This is a genomic window from Streptomyces rugosispiralis, assembly GCF_024505145.1.
Lineage (GTDB): Bacteria > Actinomycetota > Actinomycetes > Streptomycetales > Streptomycetaceae > Streptomyces > Streptomyces rugosispiralis.
In genome coordinates this window covers 28492-40936 of the sequence record NZ_JANIAA010000037.1, presented here as the reverse complement: position 1 = coordinate 40936, position 12445 = coordinate 28492, and the positions used below count along the sequence as shown (strand labels likewise).

Annotated in this window: 14 protein-coding genes; 12 read left to right on the top strand and 2 right to left on the bottom strand. The window is 71.2% G+C overall.

Features of this window, described 5'->3' with window-relative positions; genetic code table 11:
• Positions 1–11: 11 nt before the first annotated feature.
• Positions 12–185 (bottom strand): hypothetical protein, encoded by a 174-nt coding sequence (locus NP777_RS36500; RefSeq protein WP_020867951.1) that lies wholly within the window; start codon positions 183–185, stop codon positions 12–14.
• Positions 186–546: 361 nt separating this feature from the next.
• On the opposite strand from NP777_RS36500, the gene NP777_RS36495 reads away from it, so the two are divergent.
• From NP777_RS36495 to NP777_RS36480, 4 genes are all read left to right on the top strand, one after another.
• Positions 547–1200 carry a response regulator transcription factor gene (locus NP777_RS36495; RefSeq protein WP_014055413.1) on the top strand — a complete coding sequence of 218 codons (654 nt, stop codon included), beginning with the start codon at positions 547–549 and terminating at the stop codon, positions 1198–1200.
• 6 nt (positions 1201–1206) lie between these two features.
• Entirely contained in the window at positions 1207–2454 is a 1248-nt protein-coding gene (locus tag NP777_RS36490) for a sensor histidine kinase (RefSeq protein WP_256654479.1), read from the top strand.
• A 406-nt stretch (positions 2455–2860) separates the two neighbouring features.
• On the top strand, positions 2861–3163 hold the full coding sequence (locus tag NP777_RS36485) for a DUF4193 domain-containing protein (protein ID WP_009714537.1): 303 nt from the start codon (positions 2861–2863) through the stop codon (positions 3161–3163).
• Complete coding sequence (locus tag NP777_RS36480) at positions 3073–3879, top strand: hypothetical protein (protein ID WP_391858643.1); 807 nt, start codon at positions 3073–3075, stop codon at positions 3877–3879. The genes NP777_RS36485 and NP777_RS36480 overlap by 91 nt, the downstream gene beginning before the upstream one ends.
• 18 nt (positions 3880–3897) lie before the next feature.
• On the opposite strand, the gene NP777_RS36475 is transcribed toward NP777_RS36480, so the two are convergent.
• Complete coding sequence (locus NP777_RS36475) at positions 3898–4344, bottom strand: DUF3093 domain-containing protein (protein ID WP_256654477.1); 447 nt, start codon at positions 4342–4344, stop codon at positions 3898–3900.
• A gap of 59 nt (positions 4345–4403) precedes the next feature.
• Here NP777_RS36475 and NP777_RS36470 point away from each other — a divergent pair, with 59 nt between their 5' ends.
• The 8 genes from NP777_RS36470 (at position 4404) to NP777_RS36435 (ending at position 12398) form a co-directional block, all read left to right on the top strand.
• On the top strand, positions 4404–4985 hold the full coding sequence (locus NP777_RS36470; protein WP_256654476.1) for a PaaI family thioesterase: 582 nt from the start codon (positions 4404–4406) through the stop codon (positions 4983–4985).
• Positions 4982–5497, top strand: a complete 516-nt coding sequence (dut, locus tag NP777_RS36465) for a dUTP diphosphatase (RefSeq protein WP_191066121.1) — start codon at positions 4982–4984, stop codon at positions 5495–5497. The genes NP777_RS36470 and dut overlap by 4 nt, the downstream gene beginning before the upstream one ends.
• Before the next feature lies 1 nt (position 5498).
• Entirely contained in the window at positions 5499–6284 is a 786-nt protein-coding gene (locus NP777_RS36460) for a DUF3710 domain-containing protein (RefSeq protein ID WP_256654475.1), read from the top strand.
• Positions 6285–6655: 371 nt separating this feature from the next.
• The gene (locus NP777_RS36455; RefSeq protein WP_256654474.1) at positions 6656–7546 is read left to right on the top strand and encodes a hypothetical protein; all 891 of its coding nucleotides are present in this window, start codon (positions 6656–6658) and stop codon (positions 7544–7546) included.
• Between the two features lie 268 nt (positions 7547–7814).
• Positions 7815–10427 carry a sensor histidine kinase gene (locus NP777_RS36450; RefSeq protein WP_256654473.1) on the top strand — a complete coding sequence of 871 codons (2613 nt, stop codon included), beginning with the start codon at positions 7815–7817 and terminating at the stop codon, positions 10425–10427.
• Positions 10424–11107 (top strand): response regulator, encoded by a 684-nt coding sequence (locus NP777_RS36445; RefSeq protein WP_256654472.1) that lies wholly within the window; start codon positions 10424–10426, stop codon positions 11105–11107. Before NP777_RS36450 ends, NP777_RS36445 begins: the two co-directional genes overlap by 4 nt.
• A 46-nt stretch (positions 11108–11153) precedes the next feature.
• Positions 11154–11573 (top strand): OB-fold nucleic acid binding domain-containing protein, encoded by a 420-nt coding sequence (locus tag NP777_RS36440; protein ID WP_256654471.1) that lies wholly within the window; start codon positions 11154–11156, stop codon positions 11571–11573.
• 3 nt (positions 11574–11576) lie between these two features.
• Positions 11577–12398, top strand: a complete 822-nt coding sequence (locus NP777_RS36435; RefSeq protein ID WP_256654470.1) for a DUF3159 domain-containing protein — start codon at positions 11577–11579, stop codon at positions 12396–12398.
• Positions 12399–12445 lie beyond the last annotated feature (47 nt).

Genomic DNA, 12445 nt, shown 5'->3' with positions numbered 1-12445 from the left:
TCCACAAGGGATCAGGCAAACGAGGCGCTTACTTCGACGCCGTGCTCGGCGGCGAGGCGACGGAGGTCTTCCAGCTCCGACTGCTCCACGTCCACAAGAAAGTCGTCGCCCGTCTCACGGGCGCGAATGAGATCGGACTTGGTGTTCTCTATGCGCTGCAGAATGCCTGCGGTGAACGCGTCCATGTTGCGCCCCCTCGTCGTGGGTCGGTGGCACGGGGGTGTGCCGACGGTGGGTTGATCACGTGAGTGGCCCCTGCCGATGGCAATGCCAGCCAGATATGCCGGGGACAGGGCGTGATCGCGGGTGTGCAGTCGTCCTCCCCACCCCGTCTTCGGGGGAAACCTCCGGACCCGAAAGAATCTGAATTCGGTGTTCCGGCCGCCGCGTGCCCCTCCGCCGCGGCCATGATCCGCACTCGGGATCCCGCGGCGACCCTCTTACCGCCGGTTTATGAGACTTCGAGGCAGGATGGAGGCGCCGAACACCCATCGAGTTTGGCGAGATCACCCCGCCCACTGCGGCAATCAAGGAAGGACCAACGACGTGCGCGTACTCGTCGTCGAGGACGAGCAGCTGCTCGCCGATGCGGTGGCCACCGGACTACGCCGGGAGGCCATGGCCGTCGACGTCGTGTATGACGGGGCCGCCGCCCTGGAGCGGATCGCCGTCAACGACTATGACGTCGTCGTCCTCGACCGGGACCTGCCCCTCGTGCACGGCGACGACGTCTGCCGCAAGATCGTCGAACTCGGCATCCCCACCCGTGTGCTGATGCTCACCGCCTCCGGCGACGTCAGCGACCGCGTGGAGGGCCTGGAGATCGGCGCGGACGACTATCTGCCCAAGCCCTTCGCCTTCAGCGAACTGATCGCGCGCGTCCGGGCGCTCGGCCGCCGGACGACCGTGGCCCTGCCGCCCGTCCTGGAGCGCGCCGGGATCAAGCTGGACCCCAACCGCCGCGAGGTGTTCCGGGACGGCAAGGAGATCCAGCTGGCGCCGAAGGAGTTCGCGGTGCTGGAGGTGCTCATGCGCAGCGAGGGCGCCGTGGTCTCCGCGGAGCAACTGCTGGAGAAGGCCTGGGACGAGAACACCGACCCGTTCACCAATGTGGTGCGGGTGACCGTGATGACCCTGCGCCGCAAGCTGGGTGAGCCCGCGGTGATCGTCACCGTGCCCGGCTCGGGTTACCGGATCTGATCAGGCATGGCGACGACTCCGACCCCGCTGCCGCCGACCGTGCCGCCCAAGCCCAGCTGGGACCCGCAGGCCGGCTCGCGCCAGAACCCCTGGCTGCGCCCCACGATCCGGATACGGCTCACCCTGCTGTACGGCGGGATGTTCCTGATCGCCGGGGTGGTGCTGCTGACGATCATCTACCTGCTGGCCGCGCAGGCCCTGCACGTCGGCAACGAGCTGCCGTTCAAGCTGGTCGGCGGCAGTGTCCAGCCGACCAACAACACCTGCCCCGAGATCATCGGCCAGAGCAGCCCCGACCAGTTCAACGCGGTCCTGAACACCTGTATGAAGGAGCAGCGCCAGCTGGCCCTGGACGGGCTGCTGCGCCGCTCCCTGATAGCCCTCCTGGGGCTGTCCGTGATCGCCTTCGCCTTCGGCTACGCGATGGCCGGGCGGGTGCTCTCGCCGCTCGGCCGGATCACCCGGACCGCGCGCCAGGTGGCGGGCTCGGACCTGTCCCGCCGGATCGAGCTGGACGGTCCGGACGACGAGCTCAAGGAGCTCGCCGACACCTTCGACGAGATGCTGGAGCGCCTGGACCGGGCGTTCACCGCCCAGCAGCGGTTCGTCGCCAACGCCTCGCATGAGCTGCGCACCCCGCTGGCGATCAACCGCACCCTGCTGGAGGTGCAGCTCTCGGACCCCCAGGCGTCCCCCGAGCTGACCCAGCTGGGCAAGACCCTGCTGGCCACCAACGAGCGCAGCGAGCAGCTCGTGGAGGGCCTGCTGCTGCTCGCCCGCAGCGACAACGAGATCGTCGACCGCAAGCCGGTGGACCTCGCCGAGGTGGCCTCCCAGGCGCTGGAGCAGGTGCGGGCGGAGGCGGAGGACAAGGGCGTGGAGCTGCGCGGGCAGCGCGCCCCCGCGGTGGTCCAGGGCAACGGGGTGCTGCTGGAGCGGATCGCGCTGAACCTGGTCCAGAACGCGGTGCGCTACAACGTGGCCCAGGACGGCTGGGTGGAGGTCACCACCGAGAGCCGGCAGAGCCAGGCCGTGCTGGTGGTCGCGAACACCGGCCCGGTGATCCCCGCCTACGAGATGGACAACATCTTCGAGCCGTTCCGCAGGCTCCGCACCGAGCGCACCGGCAGCGACAAGGGCGTCGGCCTCGGGCTGTCGATCGCGCGCTCCGTGGCACGCGCCCACGGCGGCCGCATCGCGGCGGAGCCGCGCGAAGGAGGTGGCCTGGTGATGCGGGTGGTGCTGCCGGTGTGACGCCGGAGAACGCACGGCCGGGGACCCGCCGGGATGTGTTCGCTTTGGGCGGAATTTTCGTGATCCGCCCACCCGATGTAGGGTGTGTGATCGATCACATGGGCGATTTTCCGGCCACATACTCTGTGTGATCGTCACGGTTGACGGAAAGCCGGGAAAATCCGGGTTTTCAGGGGCCGTGATCACGGGAAGTACACGTCATGGCGCATGTGAGTGCGACATTCGGACCGTGTACGGTCCCGATGGCCATCCAACCCGATCACCTCTTCAGGGGTGCGGTTGGGTGTCGATTGAGTAACAGACCTTGATGTGAGGCAAAATCTCCGCCTCGGGTCGGGCACAAGTCCGGCCTCTCACGCGTTACGTGCGCTGGAGACACCACAGACACCCAGAGGGGGAGAGCGACATGGCAACGGATTACGACACCCCACGCAAGACCGACGATGACGTCAACGAGGACAGCATCGAGGAACTGAAGGCCCGGCGGAACGACAAGTCCGCGTCCACCGTCGACGTGGATGAGTTCGAGCAGGCCGAAGGCCTGGAGCTGCCCGGTGCGGACCTCTCCAACGAGGAGCTGTCCGTCCGGGTCTTGCCCCGCCAGGCCGACGAGTTCACCTGCATGAGCTGCTTCCTTGTGCACCACCGCAGCCAACTGGCCGCCGAGACCAAGAACGGCCAGCCGATCTGCCGCGACTGCGCGGCCTGAGCCGCGGGGTCGGCGTGGAGGCGGAACACGACGACATGAACGAGACCGAGCGAGGCCGGATGGCCTCGCTCGCGACCGCTGTCGGCCGTGGTGTGCGACGAGGCGGTGAGCGCGCGAGAGCGGGGGTCTACGCGGTCGCCGACCGGATCATCGCGAACGCTCCACGCATTGCTGTCCGCGATCTCGCGACGCTGCGCAGGCAGTTCCCGGGGCTGGGCCCCGAAGAGCTCGCGGACAAGCTGGTGGCCGGTGCCGCGGGCGGCACCGCCACAGTGGGTGCGGGCGTCGGTGCCGCGGCGATGCTGCCGGCCCCGCCCGCCATGCCCACCGAACTGGCCGCCGAGATCGTCGGCGTGGCCTCCATAGAGTTCAAGCTGATCGCCGAGCTGCACGAGGTCTACGGGGTGCGCGCACCCGGCTCCACGCGGCAGCGCGCCGTCGCCTATCTCGGCGCCTGGGCCGAGGAGCGCGGTATCGACGTCGCCCAGCCGGCGACCGTCAACGCGGCTCTCGGCGTCCAGATGAAGCGCGAGCTGCGCCAGCAGGTCCTCAGACGCGGCTTCCGGAACATGCCGTCCCTGGCGCCCTTCATGGTCGGCGCGGCCGTGGGAGCCGCGATGAACCGGCGCGACACCAAGAAGCTCGCGCGCAAGGTCCGCAAGGATCTGCGGGCCAAGCAGATCCCCTGGGACCTCCCCGTGCCCCTGGAGAAGTGAGCCCCTCGCCCGCCCCCGTCAGGCCGAGTGAACGGCCGTGAGCGCGGCGGCGAGCCCCTCCGGATTCCGTGTGGACACATACACATACGGTGTCGGGTCTTCCGGATCGGTGACCTCCACTCGCAGCGCCGTCGGGATGTAGCTGCGCAGCAGCATGAACGCCCGCGGATCGGCCTTGTAGGACCGCCAGGCGGCCGCCTCGGCGGCGTCCAGCACCTGCGGGGTCCCCAGCGCCGACACCGGGATCTTCGCCTCACCGGCCACCAGTGAGTCCGCCACCACGCGCACCCGCGCCGAACCGTACGAACTCACCGCCACACAGGCCAGCGCCGCCCCGCCGATCAGCCCGCCGAGCATCGGCAGGGTGCCGAACGGCAGCATGATCAACCCCACCGAGACCCCGATCAGGACGGCGATGAACCACCAGGAACGGGGCGCGCTGAGGCGTTCTTCGTAAGGCTGCATGCGTATCAGCTTGGCACGGCCGCCGACCCGGACTGTTCTCGCGGGTAAGGTCAGCCGTTGTGAGTGGACGAACGACAGGGCTGACGCCGCCGGAGGGCTCCAAGGCACCCGTGCGCCACCCCGACGCGCCCGCGCCCGGGGAGACCCTCGGCGCGCACTACGACCAGTGCTTCGGCTGCGGCGACCAGGCGAGCGGCCTGGGGCTGACCACACGGGCCGGCGAGGGCGTGAGCGTCACCGCCGAGTTCACCGTGCGCGGCGGCCACCAGGGCGCGCCGGGCCTCGCCCACGGCGGGGTGCTGGCCGCGGCGCTGGACGAGACGCTCGGGTCGCTCAACTGGCTTCAGCGGGTGATCGCGGTGACCGGGCGGCTGGAGACGGACTTCGTACGGCCGGTGCCGGTCGGCACCGCGCTCCACCTGGAGGCACGGGTGACCGCCGTGCACGGCCGCAAGATCTACTGCTCGGCCACGGGCCGGATCGACGCCCCCGACGGCCCCGTCGCGGTGCGGGCGCAGGCCCTCTTCATAGAGGTGCGGGTCGACCACTTCATCGAGAACGGCCGGGCGGAGGAGATCGACGCGGCGCTCGCCGACCCGGATCAGGTGAAGCTCGCACGCGCTTTCGAGGTGAACCCATGAGCCCGCTGCCGGTCGACGTGCTGATCCGCAGGGTGGACCCCGAGGTGCCGATCCCCGGCTACGCCCACCCCGGCGACGCCGGGGCCGACCTGGTCACCACCGAGCCCGCCGAGCTGGCCCCCGGGGAGCGCGCGGTTCTGCCCACCGGAGTGTCTATCGCGCTCCCGGAGGGGTATGCCGCCTTCGTGCATCCACGGTCCGGACTCGCCGCGCGCTGCGGCGTCGCCATGGTGAATGCCCCGGGGACCATCGATGCCGGGTACCGTGGAGAGATCAAGGTGATCGTGGTCAATCTGGACCCGCGCGAGAGCGTGCGGTTCGAGCGCTTCGACCGGATCGCCCAATTGGTCGTCCAGCAGGTCGAGAAGGTGCGCTTCCAGGAGGTGGCGGAGCTTCCCGGGTCGGCGCGGGCCGAAGGGGGCTTCGGGTCCACCGGCGGTCATGCCGCCGTGGACGGCACAACGGGTGGGAATGGATACGCTTCGGTCGGTTCCGACCGGGAAGGACGATGACGTGTTCGGACGTCGCCGCAAGCGCAGCAAGGAGGACGTCGAGTCGCTCGACGTGACCTCCGACGAGTTGGCCGAGGACGCGGAGGACGCGGACGGCGCTGAGGACACCGCCGCACCCGTGGAGAGCGAGCGGGTGAGCCTGCCGCCGGCCCCGCGCCCCGAGGGCCCCTGGGACGTGTCCGAGGTGCGCGACCCCGGCGAGGGCCGGGTGGACCTCGGTGGTCTGTTCGTGCCCGGCGTGGAGGGCATGGAGCTGCGGGTGGAGGTCGCGGGGGACGCGATCGTCGCCGCGACCGTGGTGCTGCGGGACAGCGCCGTGCAGCTCCAGGGGTTCGCCGCGCCCAAGAAGGAAGGCATCTGGGGCGAGGTGCGCGACGAGATCGCCACCGGCATCACCCAGCAGGGCGGGATCGTGGACGAGGTCGAGGGCCCGCTCGGCTGGGAGCTGCGCGCCCAGGTGCCGGTGCAGCTCCCGGACGGCAAGAACGGTGTGCAGGTGGTCCGCTTCGTCGGTGTGGACGGGCCCCGCTGGTTCCTGCGCGGTGTGATCTCCGGGCAGGGCGCGGTGCAGCCCGAGACCGGCAGTCTCCTGGAAGCGATCTTCCGGGACACGGTCGTGGTGCGTGGCGAGGGCCCGATGGCCCCGCGCGACCCGATCGTCCTCAAGCTGCCGGACGACGCGCAGATGGTGCCCGACGGGGTGCAGCAGGACGAGGCGCAGGGCTCGCGGTTCGCGGGCGGCGCCGACCGGCTCCAGCGCGGCCCGGAGATCTCCGAGGTGCGCTGAGCCGCCCTCGCGTACGAGAACTCGCGTAACCGCGTACGAGGGCGTGCGTACCGCGTACGAGGGCGTGCGTACCGCGTACGAGGGCGTGCGTACCGCGTACGAGGGCGTGCGTACCGCGTACGAGAACTCGCGTACGGCAGCTCGCGTACGGCAGCGAGCCAAGGCCCGGAAGGGGCCCGGGGCAGGGCCCCCGGGCCCCTTCGGCGTGTTCCGGAGCCTTCTCCCGGGGATTTCGGGTTTTCCCGGAACCCGTTGAACACACCCGCCGCACCGGCCGTACTCATGGGCGCGAGACCTTGTGACGCTCCGAGGGGGAGAAGGCGCGTCGCGAGAGACACCCCCTGTCCGACCTCAACGAGGTGAGTGATCAGATGTCGCGTGGCCTTCCGTTACTCCACCGCCGGAGAGTCCTCCTCTCCGGGGCGATCGGCGGTATCACCTGTGCGGCCGTCGCGGTGGGAGCCGCCATGGCCGGTCAGGACGGCGGCGGCGACGCCGGTGCGTCGACCAAGGCGGCCTCGGCCATCAGCTGCCCCGCCGTCTCCGGTTCCCTCCCGGAGATCCCGGCGGAGGCCAGGGCCGAGGTGGACCGCAACCTCGCCCTGCTGGACACCCAGCTGGCGGAGGCCAACAAACGGCTCAGCACCAGCCAGGGCGAGGGCGGCCCCAACTTCGTGCAGAACGCCATCCTCGGGCCGCTGGCGGACAAGCGGAAGTCCACCCTGGACCGCATCGCGATCTCCATAGGACGGCATGCCGAGAAGCCGGCGGGGCTGGACGCGCTCGCCGAGTGCACGCTGTCGGACGGCGGGGCGGGAGCGGGCTCCGACACCGGCGCGGGCGGCGAGGCGGGCGGCGCCGCGACTCCGACCGCCGCCGCGTCCCAGCCCGCGGACGAGCAGGGCGGGGGAGCCGACCAGGGCGGGGGAGCCGAGCAGGGCGGCGGGGCCGGCGCGGGCTCCGGCCAGACGATCAGCTGCCCCGATGTCGCCTCCGAGATCGGCGACGTACCGGCCGCCGCCCAGGCCGAGGTGGACCGCAATATCGCGCTGCTCCAGACCCAGCTCGACGAGGCCAACAAGCGGCTGGCCTCCTCCGCGGGCGAGGGCGGCCCCAACTTCGTGCAGAACGCGATCCTCGGCCCGCTGAAGGACAAGCGCGCCTCGACGATCGACCGCATCGAACTCTCATTCTCCCGCCAGGGCTCGACCGCCCCCTCCGGTCTTGACGCCTTGGCGGGCTGCTCGCTCGCGTCCGGCTGAGCCGACGGCGTAAGGCCCGGCCCGATGTGAGCGTCTGCCGGTGGGCCGTACTCTTCTCTGCGGAGTACGGCCCACCGGCTTTTTCCTGCTGGTTTGCCCCCAGGTGTGCGGGCGCCGCGCGTCAGGGAGGCGTCAAGAGGCCGCCGATGGCCGTAAGGGAGGCGTCAAGGGACGGCCGGTCGGGCCGGGGGCGGGGTTTGCTCGACGGGTATCGCCCGCCGGCGGCTCGCCGAGCGTTCAGGCGCCGTCCAACAGGGAAAATAGGGGCATGGGACGCGGAAAGTTGCGGATCTACCTCGGTGCGGCACCGGGCGTCGGCAAGACCTACGCGATGCTCTCCGAGGGGCACCGCCGGGTCGAGCGGGGCACGGACCTCGTGGTCGGCTTCGTGGAGCACCACGGCCGCCGGCGCACCCAGGTGATGATGCACGGGCTCGAGGAGGTGCCCCGCCGGGAGGTGGAGTACCGGGGGTCCACCTTCAGCGAGATGGACGTGGACGCGGTGCTGGCGCGCCGCCCCGCCGTCGCGCTCGTCGACGAGCTGGCCCACACCAACGTCCCCGGCTGCCGGAACGAGAAGCGCTGGCAGGACGTCGAGGAGCTGCTGCGGGCGGGCGTCGACGTCGTCTCCACCGTCAACATCCAGCACCTGGAGTCGCTGGGGGACGTGGTGGAGTCGATCACGGGGGTGCGCCAGCGGGAGACCGTCCCGGACGAGGTGGTGCGCCGGGCCGACCAGATCGAGCTGGTCGACATGTCGCCCCAGGCGCTGCGCCGCCGCATGGCGCACGGCAACATCTACGCGCCCGACAAGGTGGACGCCGCGCTGTCGAACTACTTCCGGCCCGGGAACCTGACCGCGCTGCGCGAGCTGGCCCTGCTGTGGACCGCCGACCGGGTGGACGAATACCTCCAGCAGTACCGCGACGAGCACTCCATCCGCTCCACCTGGCAGGCCCGTGAGCGCATCGTCGTCGGGCTGACCGGCGGCCCGGAGGGGCGGACGCTGATCCGCCGGGCGGCCCGGATGGCGGCCAAGGGGTCCGGCAGCGAGATCCTCGCCGTCTACATCGCCCGCAGCGACGGCCTGACCTCGGCATCCCCCAAGGAGCTGGCGGTCCAGCGCACCCTCGTCGAGGACCTCGGAGGCACCTTCCACCACGTCATAGGGGAGGACATCCCGGGCGCGCTGCTGGAGTTCGCGCGCGGGGTCAACGCGACCCAGGTCGTGCTCGGCTCCAGCCGCCGCAAGACCTGGCAGTACATGTTCGGACCCGGGGTGGGCGCCACCGTCGCCCGGGAGTCCGGGCCGGACCTGGACGTCCACATCGTCACCCATGACGAGGTCGCCAAGGGCCGCGGGCTGCCGGTGGCGCGCGGCGCCCGGCTCGGCCGCTCCCGGCTGATCGCCGGCTGGGTGGTCGGAGTGGCCGGACCGGCCCTGCTGACGCTGCTGCTCACCGCCACCGGCGCCACCCTCGCCTCCGAGGCCGGGCCGGGTTTCGCCAACGAGGTGCTGCTCTTCCTGTTCCTCAATGTGCTGGCCGCCCTGCTGGGCGGCATGGTGCCCGCGCTCGCCTCGGCGGCCGTCGGATCGCTGCTGCTCAACTACTACTTCACCCCGCCCACCCACACCCTGACCATCGCCGACCCCGAGAACATCATCGCCATAGCGATCTTCGTGGCGGTGGCCGTCTGTGTGGCCTCCGTGGTGGATCTCGCCGCCCGCCGCACCCATCAGGCCGCCCGGCTGCGCGCCGAGTCCGAGATACTGTCCTTCCTCGCGGGCAGCGTGCTGCGCGGCGAGACCAGCCTGGAGGCGCTGCTGGAGCGGGTCCGCGAGACGTTCGCCATGGACTCCGTCGCGCTGCTGGAGCGGGAGAGCGACGTCGCCCCCTGGACCTGCGCGGGCAGCGTCGGCGGCCACGGCGGCAGCCCGCCGCCCGAGCGGCCGGAGGACGCCGAGGTGGACATGCCGGTCGGCGACCATATGGCGCTCGCGCTCTCCGGCCGGGTCCTGCCCGCGGAGGACCGCCGGGTGCTCGCCGCCTTCGCCGCCCAGGCCGCCGTCGTCCTCGACCGGCAGCGGCTGGCCCAGGAGGCCGGGCAGGCCCGCGAGCTGGCCGAGGGGAACCGCATCCGGACCGCGCTGCTCGCCGCCGTCAGCCACGATCTGCGCACCCCGCTCGCGGCCATCAAGGCGGCCGTGAGCTCCCTGCGCTCCGATGACGTGGCCTGGTCGGCGGAGGACGAGGCCGAGCTGCTCGAGGGCATCGAGAGCGGCGCCGACCGGCTGGACCACCTGGTGGGCAACCTCCTGGACATCTCCCGGCTGCAGACCGGCACCGTCACCCCGCTCATCCGGGAGATCGACCTGGACGAGGTGGTGCCGATGGCGCTCGTCGGCGTCCCCGAGGCCGATGTCACCCTCGACATCCCCGAGGAGCTGCCGATGGTCGCGGTCGACCCCGGGCTGCTGGAGCGCGCCGTGGCCAACATCGTGGAGAACGCGGTGAAGTACAGCCCGCCGGACCGCCCCGTGCTGGTCTCCGCGAGCGCCCTCGGCGACCGGGTGGAGCTGCGGGTGGCCGACGGCGGGCCGGGCGTGCCGGACAGCGAGAAGGACCGTATCTTCGAGCCCTTCCAGCGGTACGGGGACGCCCCGCGCGGCGCCGGGGTCGGCCTCGGGCTCGCCGTCGCCCGCGGCTTCGCCGAGGCCATGGGCGGGCGGCTGACCGCCGAGGACACCCCCGGCGGCGGGATGACCATGGCGCTCACGCTGCGTGTCGCCCGCGACCGCCCGCCGGCCGATCCCGGCCTCCCGGTCCAGGTCGGCTCCACGTCAGGCACAACGACACGGAAAGGCAGGCCCACCAGATGAACCGGGTGCTCGTGGTGGACGACGAGCCGCAGATCGTGCGCGCCCTCGTGATCAACCTGAAGGCGCGCAAGTACGAGGTGGACGCGGCCTCGGACGGCGCCACCGCTCTCCGGCTCGCCGCCGCCCGCCATCCCGATGTGATCGTGCTCGACCTCGGCCTGCCCGATATGGACGGGGTGGAGGTGATCAGGGGGATCCGGGGCTGGACCCGGGTGCCGATCCTGGTCCTCTCCGCCCGTCAGACCTCGGACGAGAAGGTCGAGGCGCTCGACGCCGGGGCGGACGACTACGTCACCAAGCCGTTCGGCATGGACGAGCTGCTCGCCCGGCTGCGCGCGGCCGTCCGCCGCGCCGAGCCCGTCGGGCGGCCGGAGGACTCGGTGGTGGTGGAGACCGACGCGTTCACCGTCGACCTGGCCGCCAAGAAGGCCCATCGCGACGGCCGCGATGTGCGACTGACCCCCACCGAATGGCATCTGCTGGAGGTCCTGGTGCGCAACGCCGGCCGTCTGGTCAGCCAGAAGCAGCTGCTCCAGGAGGTGTGGGGCCCCTCGTACGGCACCGAGAGCAACTATCTGCGGGTGTACATGGCGCAGCTGCGCCGCAAGCTGGAGGCCGACCCCTCGCATCCGCGGCACTTCGTCACCGAGCCGGGTATGGGGTACCGGTTCGAGCGATGAGCGCGGGGACGGCGTTTCGGGGATGGCGCACCGGTACGCTGGCCGTATGAGTTCCGTACGCCACCCCTCCGATGGGGGAGACAGGCCCGGGAAGCCGGGCGGCCGGTTCCGGCGGATGCTGGACCGGCTGTCGAGCTCCCAGGAGGAGCTGCACTCCGCCGAGTTGCAGCAGGACGCGGAGGCCGCGGGCTGCACCAAGATCGGCGACTGCGGTGACCGTCAGATCGTCAAGGTGACGGGCACGCTGCGCACGGTGACGCTCAGGCCGCGGGCCGGAGTTCCCGCACTGGAGGCGGAGCTCTTCGACGGCACCGCCGCGCTGGACGTGGTGTGGCTGGGCCGTCGCTCCATCATCGGGATAGAACCGGGGCGCAGGCTGATCGCCTCGGGCCGGATCTCCATGAGCCATGGGCGCCGGGTGCTGTTCAATCCGAAGTACGAACTCCGACCGCTCGGACAGGAGTAGCCGGTGACACCAGACGACAAGACGCCCCCGACCGGGCACCGACGTACCGCCGCCGACAGCAGGGCGGCGGCGGACACCGCGCTCATGGAGGCGTTCGGCGGGGTGCGGGGCATGGTGGACACCACCGTCCCCGGTCTGGTCTTCGTCCTGATGTACACGATCAAGCGGGACATCCACCTCGCCGCGATCGCCGCGCTCGGCCTCACCGTGCTGCTCGGGCTCGCCCGGCTGGTGCGCAAGGAGACCCTGAAGCACGCCTTCAGCGGGGTCCTCGGGGTCGCGTTCGGCGCGATCTTCGCGATGATTTCCGGCGACGCGAAGAACTTCTATCTGCCGGGCATGCTCTACACCCTGGGCCTGGCGATCGCCTACATCCTCTCGGCGATCTTCCGCTTCCCGCTGATCGGCGTGCTGCTCGGGCCGATGCTGAAGGAGAACCTCTCCTGGCGCACCCGCAACCCGGGCCGGTTCCGCGCGTACACCCGGTCCACCTGGGCGTGGGGGCTGATCCTGCTGGCCAAGTCGGCGGTGCTGTTCCCGCTGTACTGGTGGGGGGACGCCACCCAGCTCGGCTGGGTCAAGGTGGCGCTCGGCATTCCGCCGTTCCTGCTCTGCGTCTACTTGACCTGGATCTTCCTGGCCAAGGCCCCGCCGCCGATCGACGTCATCGCGGAGATGGAGGCGGAGGAGAAGGCCGAGCGGGAGCGGGAGCGGACGAAGGCCGAGGCCGACAAGATCGCCGATCCGCTGCTCTCGGAGTGGACCGGCCAGATCGTGTCCGAGGCCCGTACCGAATCCGCCGACCGGCAGCCGCCCCGGCACTGAGGCGTTCACCGAGGCGCTGTGCCCGCCGCCCGGTCTCCCGGGTGGCG